Genomic DNA, 15,505 nt, shown 5'->3' with positions numbered 1-15,505 from the left:
ATTTTTATGCGCCTTAGCGAAATAATTATTCTGGATTTGGACTTTTCATAACAGGAAGCCAATGGAAAAGAAACTTGGCCTGAGTGCTTTAACTGCACTTGTATTGAGCTCAATGCTGGGCGCGGGCGTATTCAGTTTGCCGCAGAACATGGCGGCCGTCGCTAGCCCGGCCGCATTACTGATTGGCTGGGGCATTACCGGTGTCGGGATTTTGCTGCTGGCGTTCGCCATGCTGCTGCTGACCCGTATCCGACCGGATCTGGACGGCGGAATATTCACTTACGCCCGGGAAGGTTTCGGCGAGCTGATCGGCTTCTGCTCCGCCTGGGGTTACTGGCTGTGCGCGGTGATCGCCAACGTCTCCTATCTGGTTATCGTCTTCTCGGCGCTCAGCTTCTTTACCGACACGCCCGAACTGCGCCTGTTTGGCGACGGCAATACCTGGCTGTCCATCGTCGGCGCCTCGGTCCTGCTGTGGATAGTTCACTGGCTGATTTTGCGTGGCGTCCAGACCGCAGCCAGCATTAACCTGGTGGCGACGCTGGCCAAGCTGGTGCCGCTTGGCCTGTTCGTCGTGCTGGCCTTCCTCGCCTTCCGTCTCGATGTCTTTACGCTCGATTTCAGCGGCATTGCGCTGGGCGTACCCGTTTGGGAACAGGTGAAAAATACCATGCTGATCACCCTGTGGGTGTTCATCGGCGTTGAAGGTGCCGTCGTGGTCTCTGCCCGCGCGCGTAACAAGCGCGATGTGGGACGCGCCACGCTGCTGGCCGTACTGGCGGCGCTGGGCGTTTATCTGCTGGTGACGCTGCTGTCGCTCGGCGTGGTAGCTCGCCCTGAACTTGCGGAAATGCGTAACCCGTCCATGGCCGGGCTGATGGTGAAAATGTTGGGTCCCTGGGGGGACGTGATTATCGCGGCGGGTCTGATTGTTTCCGTTTGCGGCGCCTATCTGAGCTGGACCATTATGGCAGCGGAAGTCCCGTTCCTGGCCGCCACGCACAAAGCGTTCCCGCGCCTGTTTGCCCGTCAGAACAAAAACAGTGCGCCATCGGCCTCTCTGTGGCTCACCAACATCAGCGTGCAGGTCTGTCTGGTGCTGATCTGGCTCACAGGATCGGACTATAACACGCTGCTGACCATCGCCTCCGAGATGATTCTGGTACCCTATTTCTTAGTGGGCGCATATCTGTTAAAAATTGCGACCCGCCCGGCACACTATGCGGTAGGCGTCGGCGCCTGTATTTACGGTCTATGGTTGTTGTATGCTTCCGGACCGATGCATCTGCTGCTGTCCGTGGTGCTCTACGCGCCGGGCCTGCTGGTGTTTATCTACGCTCGCCGTACACATCAGCTTGATAATGCCCTTAAGCGCCGCGAAATGGCATTGATAGGTTTGCTGTTAGTCGCTGCCGTACCGGCAACGTGGATGTTAATGGGATAGCGCCGCCTGTCCCATTGTTGAACTGAAAAGGAGATTACGATGGGACACACGCAGCAACGCCCAATATTGATCACTGGCGCAGGCCGTCGCATTGGCCTCGCCCTCGCCCATCACTTTCTCAATCTTCGCCATCCGGTTATCGTCAGTTACCGCACGGAATATCCCTCCATTGAAGGGCTACGAAATGCCGGAGCAGTCTGCATTCAGGCGGATTTCTCCACAGATGAAGGTATTCTCGCCTTCGCGGACAAAGTGAAGTCGACCACCCACGGACTGCGGGCGGTTATTCACAACGCCAGTACCTGGCTTCCCGAAAAAGCAGGACATTCACTCAGCGAAACGCTCGCCTGCATGATGCAGATCCACGTTAATGCGCCTTATCTGCTCAACCATGCCCTACAGGATTTGCTGCGCGGACACGGCCATGCCGCAGGAGACATTATCCATTTCACCGATTACGTGGTGGAGCGAGGAAGCGACAAACACATCGCCTATGCGGCCAGCAAAGCCGCGCTGGATAATATGACCCGCTCTTTCGCACGCAAGCTGGCGCCCGAGGTAAAGGTCAACACGATTGCTCCGGCGATGATTTTATTTAACGAAGGCGATGATGCCGAGTATCGTCAGCAGGCGCTCAACAAGTCGTTAATGAAAATTGCGCCCGGCGAGAAAGAGGTGATCGACCTGATCGATTATCTGCTGACCAGCTGTTACGTCACGGGCCGAACGTTTGCCGTGGACGGTGGCCGCCCCCTGCGCTAGTGAAAGCGGCTCCAGAAGAAGATGAGCACCCAGGCGCTGAGGCTCCAGCAGACCACCGCCCCGCCCAGCGCCAGGGGCAGACGCATAAAACCGGTGAAGTACCACAGCGACAGCAGGTAGATAAAATATGGGATGATCGACCACATCCCGAACACAATGGTGGCGCGCAGTGCCTCAATACCCCGCTCAGAGGCCACAATATAGTGCGCGATTAACGCAAAGGTGGGAAACAGCGGGATCAGCCCGGCAATATAGTAGTTCTTCGTTTTAGCCAGCACCCCAATCAGCAGCACGACCAGCGCACCTAGCGCGGCTTTTATCACCAGCCCCATTCTTTTCACTTAACAATCAAATAACATTCCCGTGCAGGATAACGGAACTCCGGCTAATTTTGAAAGATTAATGGAAGGTTAAGGTTGCGCGGTGTATGTTGACGTTTTTCGCGATGACAGACGTTGTATGAATAAGATTGTTTATGTTGAAGATGAACCCGAGGTGGGGCAATTAATCGCCGCTTATCTGGGTAAACATGATATGGAAGTGGTTGTCGAGCCTCGTGGCGATCGCGCTGAAGACGTCGTCAACCGCGAAAATCCGGATCTGGTGTTGCTGGACATCATGCTGCCCGGGAAAGATGGTATGACGCTCTGCCGGGATCTGCGCGCGAAATGGGACGGCCCGATCGTGCTGCTGACCTCTCTCGACAGCGATATGAATCATATTCTGTCGCTTGAGATGGGCGCAAACGACTACATCCTGAAAACCACGCCGCCGGCGGTTCTGCTAGCCCGTTTACGCCTCCATCTGCGTCAGCGTGCCAGCGCTGAGCGTGAAGCGCCTGCGCCCTCCTTAACGCCGCATAAAGCGATGCGTTTCGGCACACTTTCTATCGACCCGGTCAACCGACAGGTTATGCTTTCCGGGGAGCTGATTGCGCTCTCAACCGCAGATTTTGACCTGCTGTGGGAGCTGGCAACCCATGCCGGACAAATTATGGACCGGGATGCATTACTGAAAAATCTGCGCGGCGTAAGTTACGACGGAATGGATCGTAGCGTTGATGTGGCGATTTCACGACTGCGTAAAAAACTGTTGGATAACGCCACGGAACCTTACCGCATCAAAACCGTACGCAACAAGGGCTATCTGTTTGCACCGCACGCCTGGGAAACCTGAAAAAGGAGCAAACAGGAATATTCGAAAAATAACTGACGATGCATCGGAATTGTTATCGATATTCGTCGAAAGTTATCGATTATATGCATCGTCAGTTATGACATATCCTCTGGTCTGATTCCTCTCTCCAGTTCTATTTCGATGTGCATTTTTCGCGTAAACAAAAGTAGCGCTAATGTATTTGATTGCTATAGTACAATATATATTCAGCAGAGCAGGCACCATCATCGATCAAAAATCCGTCACTTAAATGCACATTAGGCTAAAAATGATCTTTACAATTGACTTAATCATTATCTTATCCTTATGAAAACAAAGGGGATAATGGCGAACATATAAATAATATCGATCTTTTTCAATAGCTTACGTGTTTGCAGAAATCTAATTCTCATGCTAAACCTTATACTCTCTCAATTATTTAATGAAAGAGGTATAGCAATGTCATGGAGAGTCATTAGCTCGGTAATTTGTCCTAACACGGGAATCGTTTATTCAAGCATCTTGGGACTCAAGTTCTTGAAACTCATCATTTGGTATGAAAGCGATGTCTATTTGTACCCCGGTGACAGGATATATCCGACAAAAAATGGCGTCTTCATAAATGGTGTTTTCAAGCCTATATCGATATACAACATATCACCTTACAACGAAATGTTGTGGAGTGAAATTAAAAACAAGATGGCCTGCCCATACAATCGAAACCAGCACGAGGAGATATGCACTTACGCGGTGCATTGCAACGCGCGGAAATGCCCGCATGGGTTTGCCACCAACCCACTGATTGTCAGCACAGGTAAATCCAGACATTAGCGAAAATCGGAAATATTGAGATCAAGATAATTAATATTTCTGCTGCACCGCCTTTGTCCGGATAAATCTCCGTGACTACAGCCCAAATGCTCCTGTGGGGACATTTGGGCTGTAGTCACGCCTGGCAACTCTGGCTTCTTGTACCAAATTAATTTTTATTGTGCAATTTTAAGCAAGCCATCCGGAAGGCTAAAATAAAAATTGCTAATTAACCCTGCCCGTGCATTAATGGTCTCGTTAGTCCGATCCAATAATAGTTGGACAAGTTGCATGACAATTCTCATAACCAGGCGCTATCGCTGATATCCCCTCCTTTTGAGTCCACACCTTAGCATTATATGTTTATTAGCTTTTATATCACTTCGGAAATGTTCAAATGGAGTCTTTATGTCATCAAAAATTTTAGGTCTGGTTAAGTGGTTTAAGGAAGATAAAGGCTTTGGTTTTATCTCCCCTGTAGATGGCAGCAAAGATGTTTTCGTGCATTTCTCTGCCCTTCAGGGAGAGAACTTCAAAACACTTTTTGAAGGTCAGAAAGTCGAATTTATCATCGTAAGCGGCGATAAAGGCCCTGCTGCTGCGAATGTAACGCTTTGCGATAAATAATATCAGCACACAGCCGCGTTGACGATGATGTTGCTTCTGGCTCGTGGACTGCACAAGCAGTCTACAATCCGATGCTAACTGCTTATAAATCAGTAAAGTGTTATTGAGGTCAGGCGGCCGCGAAAAACATCGTCTCTTCCACTTCTTGTATGAGTATTTCTTCAGAGACGCTGAGAGGATTTAAACAAAGCGCTACAGTAGGGACAGACAAGTTGGGCCCCCTTTTGTATGCGAGTGAAACTGTGCTCTGACTCTTTAGCGCAGTTTGGACATGAACATTTGACTAAATAATTGCGACGAAGTTGCGAGTTTTTACGTCCCGACATAGGCTGCTCCTGAATGAAAAGGATTGCCACCATACACGTTAAGGCAGGATATTGCTTGCTTTTATTTTCCAAAGAGAGCAAAAAATAGAAAGGAGCCACGCTTCTGGAACATTCTTACCTTGCACAATCACAAAGAGATATAGAGTGATATATGAAAAAGGTGATCATTTTTTTTAATGCCAACCCCAGCAAAGTCATTATCGTGCTTAAGGGCATAACGTCTGTACGCCAGACATATCCGGATGGTGAAGAAATTAATCTTCAGATCATGACTGCAAGCTTTCCGTCGTTGACGGGAGATCATAATTCTATCTATGTTGCTTCAGACAGGGAACTTACCTCTCAGGAAATATCTGATGCTGCCAAACAATATTTATAATATTTTCTGTCACTAGTCCGGTTAACAACACAGCATTTATTTCACTCAGAATGAGAAAAATTACAATCCATCATTATTAATGCCTGCAAAATGCAGGCTTTTTTACGACATTGCCCTTTAAATTTAACTATTCCGCATAATCGTGCTGTTCACTTTGCTCCCTCTGTTTCCGAAGAAAGTGTATCATCAACCTTCTTCGCTCCTGTGGTGATATGCATGTCCACGCAGGGCTGACGAAGTAAAGCCAGGTTCTTAATTGATTGATTTAGCGGTGCTATCCAATGAAAAAGCTGTTTGTGCAGTTTTATCTCCTGCTGTTTGTCTGCTTTCTGGTGATGACCATGCTGGTCGGGCTGGTCTACAAATTCACCGCAGAGCGCGCGGGCAGGCAATCCCTGGACGATCTGATGAAAAGCTCGCTCTATCTGATGCGTAGCGAGCTGCGAGAAATTCCTCCTCATGACTGGGCGCGCACGTTAAAAGAGCTGGATCTGAATCTGTCGTTTGATTTGCGTATCGAACCCATGAAGGATTTTGACTTAGCGCCGCCTGCGATGCAGCGTCTGCGCGACGGAGACATCGTCGCACTGGACGAGAAATATACCTTCATTCAGCGTATTCCGCGCAGCCATTATGTTCTGGCCGTCGGGCCAGTGCCCTATCTCTATTACCTGCACCAGATGCGCCTGCTGGATCTCGCTCTGCTGGGCTTTATTGCCATTTCGCTCGCTTTACCTGTGTTCATCTGGATGCGACCGCACTGGCAGGACATGCTGAAACTGGAATCCGCCGCACAGCGTTTTGGGGAGGGTCATTTAACTGAACGCATACATTTCGACAGCGGTTCCAGTTTTGACCGGCTCGGTATTGCCTTCAACCAGATGGCCGATAACATCAACGCCCTGATTGCCAGCAAGAAGCAGCTGATCGACGGCATTGCGCATGAACTGCGCACTCCGCTGGTACGCCTGCGTTATCGCCTGGAAATGAGCGAGAACCTCACCGGGGCGGAATCGCAGGCGCTCAATCGGGATATTGGCCAGCTTGAAGCGCTGATTGAAGAGCTGCTGACCTATGCCCGCCTCGATCGGCCTCAGACGGAGTTGCACCTCAGTACACCGGATCTCCCCGTCTGGCTACAGACGCATATTAACGATGTGCAGAGCGTTAACCCTCAGCGAAAACTGCTGACAGCCATTACCCCCGGCGCGTACGGCGCACTGGACATGCGCCTGATGGAACGCGTGCTGGATAATCTGATGAACAACGCCATGCGCTACAGCGAAACGACGCTGCGCATAGGTTTAGATTTGCAGGGAAGCCAGGCGATTCTGTGTGTGGAAGACGATGGCCCCGGCATTGAGCCGGCGGAGCGTGAAAAAGTTTTTGAGCCGTTTGTGCGCCTCGATCCCAGCCGCGACCGGGCTACCGGCGGCTGTGGTCTGGGGCTGGCTATTGTCCGTTCTATTGCCCAGGCGATGGGCGGTTCGGTTCGCTGCGAAGCGAGCGAGCTGGGTGGGGCCCGGTTCGTCTTTAGCTGGCCGATCTATCACAATATTCCCCTTCCCGTACCTGCCTGACCTAAACCGCACGCTGGCCTGACCCGGCGTGTTATGCTATATCAGTAGTATGTTGTAACTAATTAAGGGCTGCCATGGCAACTTACGATCTCATCGAAAGGCTTAACACCACATTTCGGGAAATAGAGCAGGCGTTACTGACCCTCACGGGGCAACTTCAGGACTGCCGCCTGCTGGCCGCCCGCGTCTTTTCCCTGCCCGAGGTGGCGAAAGGCGCGGAGCACGACCCGCTGAACACCATTGAGGTGACGCAGCATATTGGCAAGGCGGCGCTGGAAATGACGTTGCAGCACTTTCGTCGCCTTTTCATCCAGCAGCAGTCCGAAAATCGCAGCAGTAAGGCCGCCGTTCGCCTGCCCGGCGTCATCTGCCTGCAAGCGGATGCCGCAACGCGTGAAGGAATTGAGGCGCAGATTACGCATATCAATACGCTGAAAGCCGCGTTTGAGAAGATTGTAACCGTTGAGTCCGGGCTGGCGCCGGCTGCCCGTTTTGAATGGGTGCATCGCCAGCTTCCGGGGCTGATCACCCTGAATGCTTACCGCACGCTGACGGTACTGCGCCACCCCGCCACGCTGCGCTTCGGCTGGGCCAACAAGCACATCATTAAAAATTTCACGCGCGATGAGATCCTGGCTCAGCTGGAGAAAAGCCTGAAATCGCCGCGAACGGTCGCCCCGTGGTCGCGGGAACAGTGGATTGAACGGCTGGAGCAGGAGTACCACAGCATTGCCTCCCTGCCAGCTGATACCCGTCTTAAAATAAAGCGTCCGGTGAAGGTACAGCCTATCGCCCGCGTCTGGTACGCCGGACAACAAAAGCAGGTGCAATACGCCTGCCCGACGCCGCTGATTGCGCTCTACGATGCCGATCAGGGTGCGGTGGTGCCGGATATCGGGGAACTGCTGAATTACGATGCTGAAAACGTTCAGCATCGCTATAAACCCCAGGCGCAGCCGCTACAGCTGATTATTCCGCGGCTGCACCTGTATGTGGCGCAGTGATTATCTGAGGCTGCCCACCATCGCTTCCGGGCGGACCCAGGCATCAAACTCGGCGTCCGTCAGGTAGCCCAGCGCCAGCGCAGAGGCTTTCAGGGTAAGCCCCTCTTTGTGCGCTTTTTAAGCGATTTCGGCCGCTTTGTCATAACCAATATGGGTGTTCAGCGCCGTTACCAGCATCAGAGACTCATTCAGCAGCTGGCTGATTCGCTCGCGATTAGGCTCAATGCCCACCGCGCAGTGCTCGTTAAAGCTCTCCATGCCATCGGCCAGCAGACGAATCGATTGCAGTACGTTGTGGATCACCATCGGACGATAGACGTTAAGCTCGAAGTTACCCGACGCGCCGCCCATGTTAACCGCCACGTCATTACCCATCACCTGACAGCACAGCATGGTCATGGCTTCGCACTGGGTCGGGTTCACTTTACCCGGCATAATGGAGCTGCCCGGCTCGTTTTCCGGAATGCTGATTTCGCCGATGCCGCAGCGCGGGCCGGAGGCCAGCCAGCGCACGTCGTTGGCAATTTTCATCAGCGAGGCCGCCAGCCCTTTCAGCGCGCCATGGGTATGCACCAGCGCATCACAGGTCGCCAGCGCTTCGAATTTATTCGGAGCGGTAACAAACGGCTGCCCGGTGATCTTCGCCAGCTCTTCGGCCACGCGCACCGCGTACTCGGGATGGGTGTTTAAGCCAGTGCCCACCGCCGTCCCGCCGAGCGCCAGCTCCGCCAGATGCGGCAGGCTGTTGTCGATATGCTTAAGATTGTGCTCCAGCATTGCCACCCAGCCGGAGATCTCCTGACCAAGCGTCAGCGGCGTGGCGTCCTGAAGGTGCGTACGACCAATTTTAACGATGTCGCGGAAGGCCTGCGCTTTCTCGTTAAGCGTAGATTTAAGCACGTTGAGCTGCGGGATAAGCTGCTCGCGGATTGCGATGACGGCCGCCACGTGCATGGCCGTCGGGAACACGTCGTTGGAACTCTGGCTTTTGTTCACGTCATCGTTCGGGTGGACCTTGCGCTCCATGCCGCGCACGCCGCCAAGCAGCTCGCTTGCGCGGTTCGCCAGCACCTCGTTCATGTTCATGTTGCTCTGGGTGCCTGAGCCGGTCTGCCAGATGGCAAGGGGGAATTCGTCGGGATGTTTGCCCGCCAGCACTTCGTCGGCGGCATTGATGATGGCGGTGGCTTTATCGGCATCCAGCAGGCCCAGATCCTGATTGACTTTGGCGGCAGCGCGTTTGGTCAACGCCAGCGCCTGGATTAGCGAGACGGGCATTTTCTCTGTCGAAATGCGGAAATGCTCCAGCGAACGCTGGGTTTGTGCGCCCCATAGCTTGTCGGCCGGGACGTCGATGGCGCCCATGGAGTCTTTCTCGCGGCGATGCATTGTCATTACTTACTCCTTGATAACAAAGATGGGATTGCTCACATGCTTAAGAGATAAGTATTGATGACTTCTGAGAAACGTTATGGCGCTTTGTGCGCTCTTTTTGATGTCGGGTGGCGGCTGCGCCTTACCCGACCTACGAGAATGCAGGCCGGGTAAGCGTCAGCGCCACCCGGCAATTTACAGAATTACTTCACACACGCCGAACACTGGGAAGACTGGATCTGTTTGAAGAAGTCGTTACCTTTGTCATCCACGAGGATGAACGCCGGGAAGTCTTCCACTTCAATTTTCCAGATCGCTTCCATACCCAGTTCCGGGTACTCCACGCACTCCAGGCTCTTGATACTGCCCTGCGCCAGCACCGCTGCCGGGCCGCCTATGCTGCCGAGGTAGAAGCCGCCGTGCTTGTGGCACGCGTCCGTCACCTGCTGGCTGCGGTTGCCTTTCGCCAGCATGATCATGCTGCCGCCGTTGGCCTGCAACTGGTCGACGTAGGAGTCCATACGGCCCGCCGTGGTTGGGCCTAACGAGCCGGAAGCATATCCATCAGGCGTTTTTGCCGGGCCTGCGTAGTAGATCGGGTGATCTTTAATGTACTGCGGCAGCCCTTCGCCGTTGTCCAGGCGCTCTTTCAGCTTCGCATGGGCGATGTCGCGGCCCACGATAATCGTCCCGTTCAGGGAAAGGCGCGTTGAAACCGGATACTGCGAAAGCTGCGCGAGGATCTCTTTCATCGGACGATTCAGGTCCACGCGAACCGCTTCCCCCTCGCCCGCTTTACGCAGTTCTTCAGGAATATATTTGCCCGGGTTGTTCTCCAGCTTCTCGATCCAGATGCCGTCGCGGTTGATCTTCGCCTTGATGTTGCGATCCGCCGAGCATGAGACGCCCATGCCCACCGGACAGGAAGCACCGTGGCGTGGCAGGCGGATCACGCGAATGTCATGCGCGAAGTATTTGCCGCCAAACTGCGCGCCCAGGCCCAGATTCTGCGCTTCGGCCAGCAGTTCCTGCTCAAGCTGCACGTCCCGGAACGCCTGACCATGTTCGTTACCTTCCGTTGGCAGGGCATCGTAGTATTTGGTTGAGGCCAGCTTAACGGTTTTCAGGGTGCTTTCGGCAGACGTACCGCCAATCACAAACGCGATATGGTACGGCGGGCAGGCCGCGGTGCCGAGGGTGCGCATCTTCTCGACCAGATAATTCTTCAGCTTGCCCGGGGTAAGCAGCGCTTTGGTTTCCTGGTAAAGATAGGTTTTGTTGGCTGAACCGCCGCCTTTGGCGATGCAGAGGAATTTGTACTCGTCACCGTCGACGCTGTAGAGGTCAATCTGCGCAGGCAGGTTGGTGCCGGTGTTCACCTCTTTGTACATATCCAGCGCCGCGTTTTGCGAATAGCGCAGGTTGTCTTCGGTGTAGGTATTGTAAACGCCGCGCGCCAGCGCCGCTTCGTCACCGCCGCCGGTCCAGACGCGCTGGCCTTTTTTACCGGTGATAATCGCCGTGCCGGTGTCCTGGCAGGTCGGCAGAATGCCTTTCGCCGCGATATCAGAGTTACGCAGGAATTGCAGAGCAACGTACTTATCGTTCTCACTGGCTTCCGGGTCGCTCAGGATATCAGCAACCTGCTGCTGATGCGCCGGACGGAGCATAAAGGAAGCATCATGGAAGGCTTGCTGCGCCAGCAACGTCAGCGCCTGCGGGTCAACTTTGAGGATCTCCTGCCCTTCAAACTCAGAGACAGAAACGTAATCGCGGGTTAACAGGTAATACTCGGTCTGATCCTGACTGAGGGGGAAAGGATCCTGATAATGGAAGGGTTTATTCGACATTGTTCTCTCACTTACTGCTTCGGTCTGTTTATTCAGGGCAGATGTTCCGCTGCCCGGCTTAAAAGCGAGTCAGCTTATCCTACACAATTTTTTAACAAAAACTGAGACTAGTACGACTTTTTACATCCGCAGGTTACTTCCATTCGGTTTATTGCTTTAATACGCGGAGTTAATTCCACATATGAATCAGGGCTTGATAATGCAAAAACTCATCAACTCAGTGCAAAACTACGCCTGGGGAAGTAAAACTGCGTTAACGGATCTCTACGGTATCGCCAACCCGGACAACCTGCCGATGGCAGAGCTGTGGATGGGCGCGCATCCGAAGAGCAGCTCAAAAATTGAAGATGCCAGCGGCCAGGTTCGCAGCCTGCGTGACGTCATCGACGCCGACAAAGCCGCACTGCTCGGCGATAAAGTGGCGAATCGTTTTGGTGAGCTGCCGTTTCTGTTCAAGGTATTGTGCGCCGACCAGCCGCTCTCCATTCAGGTTCACCCGAACAAAAAAGCCTCTGAGCTGGGCTTTGCCAAAGAAAATGCCGCCGGTATTCCGTTAGACGCCGCAGAGCGTAACTACAAAGATCCTAACCACAAGCCGGAACTGGTTTTCGCCCTTACCCCTTTCCTGGCGATGAATGCCTTCCGCGAGTTTTCCGAGATCATCTCCCTGCTGCAACCGGTCGCCGGGGCTCACAACGCGATCGCCCATTTCCTGGAAAACCCGAACGCAGAAGCCTTGAGCGAGCTGTTTGCCAGCCTGCTGAATATGCAGGGCGAGGAAAAATCCCACGCGCTGGCGGTGCTGAAAGCCGCGCTGAACAGCCAGCAGGGTGAGCCATGGGACACCATTCGCGTAATTTCCGCGTTTTATCCGGACGACAGCGGCCTCTTCTCTCCGCTGCTGCTGAACGTGGTGAAGCTCAACCCGGGCGAAGCGATGTTCCTGTTCGCTGAAACCCCGCACGCCTACCTGAATGGCGTGGCGCTGGAGGTGATGGCTAACTCCGATAACGTACTGCGCGCGGGTCTGACGCCAAAATATATCGACATCCCTGAGCTGGTTGCCAACGTGAAGTTCGTGGCGAAACCTGCTGCGGAGCTGCTTACGCAGCCGGTGAAAAACGGCGCAGAGCTGGACTTCCCGATTCCGGTTGACGATTTTGCCTTCTCGCTGCACGACCTCAGCGCAGACGAAACCGCCATTGCGCAGGAGAGCGCAGCGATCCTGTTCTGTGTAGAAGGCGAAGCGACGTTGCATAAAGATAGCGAGCGTCTGGTGCTTAAACCGGGTGAATCCGCCTTTGTCGCGGCCAACGAGTCGCCTGTCCGGGTGAGCGGTACCGGTCGCCTGGCGCGTGTTTTTAATAAGCTTTAGGGACTTACTGAATTTTTTAACAACTCTTGCTAAGCTAGTAACAGGCGTTGTAACACCAGGCGGTTTTAACCGCCTGGTTTCATTTTAGGGATAATCGCAATGAAAAAATCGGTCGTAGCGGTAGGAGTGATTGTTGCTTTAGGCGTGATCTGGACGGGTGCTTCCTGGTATACCGGGAAACAGCTGGAAAGCCGTCTGGCAGAGATGATGACGCAGGCAAACAGCGAGATTAAGCGCAGCGCGCCTGAAGCAGGTCTGGAGCTGAGCTACCAGAACTACCAGCGTGGCGTGTTTACCAGCCATATGCAGGTGGTGGTGAAGCCGGTTGCGGGTAATCAGAACGCCTGGCTGAAACCGGGCCAGAGCGTGGTGCTGGATGAAGTGGTCAGCCACGGTCCGTTCCCGCTGGCGCAGTTGAAAAAGTTTAACCTGATCCCCTCCATGGCATCCGCCAGAACCGTACTGGTGAATAACGAGGTGACGAAGCCGATTTTCGATATGGCGAAAAATGAGTCGCCGTTTGAGATCAATACCCGCATCAGCTATGCCGGTGATACGCATTCCGACATCGACCTGAAAGCCCTGAATTACGAACAAGGCACTGACAAAGTCGCCTTCAGCGGCGGTAATTTCCAGCTTGATGCCGATCGCGACGGCAAGAATGTCTCCCTGACCGGCGATGCCGCCAGCGGCCTGGTGAATTCAGTCAATGAATATAACCAGAAGGTTCAGCTTACCTTCAACAACCTTAAAGCCAGCGGCAATAGCCGTATGACCGATTTTGATGAGCGTATCGGCGACCAGAAACTGAGCCTCGATAAGATCGCCATTGCGATCGAAGGCAAAGAGATGGCGGTGCTGGAAGGCATGGATCTGGACGGTAAGTCTGACGTCTCCAAAGACGGTAAAAGCATCAACACCCAGCTGGATTACAGCCTGAAAAGCCTGAAAGTACAGAATCAGGATCTGGGTACCGGTAAGCTGTCTCTGAAAATCGGCAACATTGACGGCCAGGCGTGGCATGAATTCAGTCAGAAATACAGTAAAGAGAGCCAGGCTCTGCTGACCGATGCCGCCCTGCAACAGAACCCGCAGGCGTACCAGCAGCAGGCGATGACGGTGCTGTTTAATAACCTGCCGATCCTGCTGAAGGGCGAGCCGGTGATTACCGTTGCGCCACTGAGCTGGAAAAACGGCAAAGGCGAAACCAACTTCAACCTGTCGCTGTTCCTGAAGGATCCGGCCGCTGCGACCGGCGAACCTCAGACCCTTGCCCAGGAAGTTGATCGCAGCGTGAAGTCGCTCGACAGCAAGCTGACTATCCCGATGGATATGGCGACCGAGTTCATGACGCAGATTGCGAAGCTGGAAGGTTATGGTGAAGATGATGCAGGCAAACTGGCAAACCAGCAGGTGAAAGGCCTGGCGGCGATGGGCCAGATGTTCCGCATCACGAAGGTGGAAGACAACACCATTTCCACCAGCCTGCAATATGCTAATGGCCAGGTGACGCTCAACGGCGACAAAATGCCGCTGGAAGAGTTTGTCGGTATGTTTGGTATGCCGACGCTGGGCATGCCGGCACCGGCTGAACCGGCAGCGCCGCCGGCAGTACCGCAGCAGTAAACGAAAACCCCTCGCATGAGGGGTTTTTTATTGCCGGGTGGCGCTGACGCTTACCCGGCCTCCGATCCTGAGTCGTTGCAGGCCCGTGCAAGCAAAGCGTTTACTTCACCGTCACTAACCGTGCAGCCACAATCTGATGCCCGGCCTGCACGTCCGTATTTTCAATGCGCTGCATGATCCTGTCTGCCAGGGTGTACCCCATCTCACGAGCCGGCGTCGTCGCCCAGACGATGGGGAGATCGTCTAACGCATTTTCACCGACATCCGCAAATGCCCCCAGCGCCACCTGATGGCCGAAGAACGTTTCTACCCCGCCCTCACCGCTCTGGCGTCCGGCGCGGATTAAACCGAACCACGCCCCCATCGCAATGACGTCGTTATAGCAAATCACCGCGCTGATCGTCGGGCTGTTGCGAAGCAGCGTGCCGATGGCTTCTGCGGCTTTTTTCTGGCTGGATTCACACTCCACCACCCATTCGCTGTGAAACGGCAGGCCGTATTTGATGAGCGTGGAGCAGTAACCGCCCACCCGCTCGGCACGCGTCAGGGACGAGCTTTTACCGCCGAGCCAGGCGATGCGCTGATGGCCGCGATGAATAAGATGCTCGGTCAGCATTTGCGCGGCCTGCATGTTATCTGGCCGAAGGGTATCGGCTTCGTCGAGATAGCTTGCGCGCGAGGCAAACACCAGCGGTACGCCTTTCTGCGCCGCGCGCTCACACAATTCACTGCCCACGCCGGACGCGCCGGCCACGATCACCCCATCCACCCCTTGCGTCAGCAGCATATCCAGCCTGGAGAGCAGCTGCTCCGGTTCGCGCCCACCGTGGAGCAGGAAAACCATTCGCCCCTGCGCTTCAAGCGCCTCGGTAAGCCCGGCGGTCAGTTCTGCATAAAACGGCGACGTGAGGTCGCGAACGATCAGCCCTATCACCCCGCTTTGCCCACCGCGCAGCGCCGACGCCTGGCGATTACGCACAAAGCCTAACTGCTCAACGGCCTCGTTGACGCGCTGACCCGTTGCAGGAGAGATGCGCCCCTTCCCGCTCAATACCAGCGAAACGGTGCTGACGGAAACCCCCGCCGCCAGCGCGACATCGTTGATGGTGATCTTTTTCGCTACAGCCATATGGTGGCGTGACTCCTTGATAATGAGATCGCTAAAACGTTTTATCAATACGTTATCTTTATAC

General features: G+C 54.1%; 14 protein-coding genes and 1 pseudogene. 10 read left to right on the top strand and 5 right to left on the bottom strand.

Translation table 11 applies throughout. The features are described from left to right. The first annotated feature begins 61 nt into the window (after positions 1–61). Both AC4OVU_RS10050 and folM read left to right on the top strand, forming a co-directional pair. Positions 62–1,444: an amino acid permease gene (locus tag AC4OVU_RS10050; RefSeq protein WP_110293074.1), complete on the top strand. Its 1,383-nt coding sequence runs from the start codon at positions 62–64 to the stop codon at positions 1,442–1,444. Positions 1,445–1,483: 39 nt separating this feature from the next. Further along, a complete protein-coding gene (gene folM, locus AC4OVU_RS10045; protein WP_110293075.1) occupies positions 1,484–2,206 on the top strand; it encodes a dihydromonapterin reductase in 723 nt (240 codons plus the stop codon). Here folM and AC4OVU_RS10040 read toward each other — a convergent pair. Further along, positions 2,203–2,538: a GlpM family protein gene (locus tag AC4OVU_RS10040; protein ID WP_017384576.1), complete on the bottom strand. Its 336-nt coding sequence runs from the start codon at positions 2,536–2,538 to the stop codon at positions 2,203–2,205. The two genes, folM and AC4OVU_RS10040, sit on opposite strands and share 4 nt — an antisense overlap. A gap of 127 nt (positions 2,539–2,665) precedes the next feature. On the opposite strand from AC4OVU_RS10040, the gene rstA reads away from it, so the two are divergent. From rstA to AC4OVU_RS10025, 3 genes are all read left to right on the top strand, one after another. Next, positions 2,666–3,382, top strand: a complete 717-nt coding sequence (gene rstA / locus AC4OVU_RS10035) for a two-component system response regulator RstA (protein WP_015570649.1) — start codon at positions 2,666–2,668, stop codon at positions 3,380–3,382. Between the two features lie 390 nt (positions 3,383–3,772). Continuing rightward, complete coding sequence (gene iraM, locus AC4OVU_RS10030; RefSeq protein WP_015570651.1) at positions 3,773–4,192, top strand: anti-adapter protein IraM; 420 nt, start codon at positions 3,773–3,775, stop codon at positions 4,190–4,192. 387 nt (positions 4,193–4,579) lie between these two features. Then, the gene (locus AC4OVU_RS10025; RefSeq protein ID WP_017384577.1) at positions 4,580–4,798 is read left to right on the top strand and encodes a cold shock domain-containing protein; all 219 of its coding nucleotides are present in this window, start codon (positions 4,580–4,582) and stop codon (positions 4,796–4,798) included. Positions 4,799–4,959: 161 nt separating this feature from the next. Here the strand turns inward: AC4OVU_RS10025 and AC4OVU_RS10020 are convergent, their stop codons facing one another. Further along, on the bottom strand, positions 4,960–5,124 hold the full coding sequence (locus tag AC4OVU_RS10020; protein WP_213083756.1) for a YnfU family zinc-binding protein: 165 nt from the start codon (positions 5,122–5,124) through the stop codon (positions 4,960–4,962). Between the two features lie 151 nt (positions 5,125–5,275). Between AC4OVU_RS10020 and AC4OVU_RS10015 the strand changes: the two genes are divergently transcribed. The 3 genes from AC4OVU_RS10015 to tus all read left to right on the top strand — a co-directional run bounded on the left by AC4OVU_RS10015 (position 5,276) and on the right by tus (position 8,087). Further along, on the top strand, positions 5,276–5,503 hold the full coding sequence (locus AC4OVU_RS10015; protein ID WP_017384578.1) for a hypothetical protein: 228 nt from the start codon (positions 5,276–5,278) through the stop codon (positions 5,501–5,503). Between the two features lie 281 nt (positions 5,504–5,784). Then, positions 5,785–7,083 (top strand): two-component system sensor histidine kinase RstB, encoded by a 1,299-nt coding sequence (rstB, locus tag AC4OVU_RS10010; protein ID WP_017693541.1) that lies wholly within the window; start codon positions 5,785–5,787, stop codon positions 7,081–7,083. 74 nt (positions 7,084–7,157) lie between these two features. Then, positions 7,158–8,087 (top strand): DNA replication terminus site-binding protein, encoded by a 930-nt coding sequence (gene tus / locus AC4OVU_RS10005; RefSeq protein WP_110292378.1) that lies wholly within the window; start codon positions 7,158–7,160, stop codon positions 8,085–8,087. On the opposite strand, the pseudogene fumC reads toward tus, so the two are convergent. Further along, positions 8,088–9,482, bottom strand: a pseudogene (gene fumC, locus AC4OVU_RS10000) (class II fumarate hydratase). Positions 9,483–9,664: 182 nt separating this feature from the next. Beyond that, positions 9,665–11,311 (bottom strand): class I fumarate hydratase FumA, encoded by a 1,647-nt coding sequence (gene fumA / locus AC4OVU_RS09995; RefSeq protein ID WP_017384582.1) that lies wholly within the window; start codon positions 11,309–11,311, stop codon positions 9,665–9,667. A 199-nt stretch (positions 11,312–11,510) separates the two neighbouring features. Here fumA and manA point away from each other — a divergent pair, with 199 nt between their 5' ends. Then, positions 11,511–12,686, top strand: a complete 1,176-nt coding sequence (gene manA / locus AC4OVU_RS09990; protein WP_003857564.1) for a mannose-6-phosphate isomerase — start codon at positions 11,511–11,513, stop codon at positions 12,684–12,686. 99 nt (positions 12,687–12,785) lie between these two features. Further along, a complete protein-coding gene (locus AC4OVU_RS09985; RefSeq protein WP_023296462.1) occupies positions 12,786–14,312 on the top strand; it encodes a YdgA family protein in 1,527 nt (508 codons plus the stop codon). A 100-nt stretch (positions 14,313–14,412) separates the two neighbouring features. On the opposite strand, the gene AC4OVU_RS09980 is transcribed toward AC4OVU_RS09985, so the two are convergent. Continuing rightward, on the bottom strand, positions 14,413–15,441 hold the full coding sequence (locus tag AC4OVU_RS09980; RefSeq protein WP_017384586.1) for a Mal regulon transcriptional regulator MalI: 1,029 nt from the start codon (positions 15,439–15,441) through the stop codon (positions 14,413–14,415). Between the last annotated feature and the right edge of the window lie 64 nt (positions 15,442–15,505).

The sequence above is a fragment of the Enterobacter sp. 6722112 genome (assembly GCF_058661685.1).
This window is presented reverse-complemented; position numbering and strand designations above follow the sequence as displayed.

Bases quoted from the DNA above. Each gene is read 5' to 3' on its own strand.
- AC4OVU_RS10050 (WP_110293074.1), top strand. From the start codon at position 62: ATGGAAAAGAAACTTGGCCTGAGTGCTTTAACTGCACTTGTATTGAGC.
- folM (WP_110293075.1), top strand. From the start codon at position 1,484: ATGGGACACACGCAGCAACGCCCAATATTGATCACTGGCGCAGGCCGT.
- AC4OVU_RS10040 (WP_017384576.1), bottom strand. From the start codon at position 2,538: ATGGGGCTGGTGATAAAAGCCGCGCTAGGTGCGCTGGTCGTGCTGCTG.
- rstA (WP_015570649.1), top strand. From the start codon at position 2,666: ATGAATAAGATTGTTTATGTTGAAGATGAACCCGAGGTGGGGCAATTA.
- iraM (WP_015570651.1), top strand. From the start codon at position 3,773: ATGCTAAACCTTATACTCTCTCAATTATTTAATGAAAGAGGTATAGCA.
- AC4OVU_RS10025 (WP_017384577.1), top strand. From the start codon at position 4,580: ATGTCATCAAAAATTTTAGGTCTGGTTAAGTGGTTTAAGGAAGATAAA.
- AC4OVU_RS10020 (WP_213083756.1), bottom strand. From the start codon at position 5,124: ATGTCGGGACGTAAAAACTCGCAACTTCGTCGCAATTATTTAGTCAAA.
- AC4OVU_RS10015 (WP_017384578.1), top strand. From the start codon at position 5,276: ATGAAAAAGGTGATCATTTTTTTTAATGCCAACCCCAGCAAAGTCATT.
- rstB (WP_017693541.1), top strand. From the start codon at position 5,785: ATGAAAAAGCTGTTTGTGCAGTTTTATCTCCTGCTGTTTGTCTGCTTT.
- tus (WP_110292378.1), top strand. From the start codon at position 7,158: ATGGCAACTTACGATCTCATCGAAAGGCTTAACACCACATTTCGGGAA.
- fumA (WP_017384582.1), bottom strand. From the start codon at position 11,311: ATGTCGAATAAACCCTTCCATTATCAGGATCCTTTCCCCCTCAGTCAG.
- manA (WP_003857564.1), top strand. From the start codon at position 11,511: ATGCAAAAACTCATCAACTCAGTGCAAAACTACGCCTGGGGAAGTAAA.
- AC4OVU_RS09985 (WP_023296462.1), top strand. From the start codon at position 12,786: ATGAAAAAATCGGTCGTAGCGGTAGGAGTGATTGTTGCTTTAGGCGTG.
- AC4OVU_RS09980 (WP_017384586.1), bottom strand. From the start codon at position 15,441: ATGGCTGTAGCGAAAAAGATCACCATCAACGATGTCGCGCTGGCGGCG.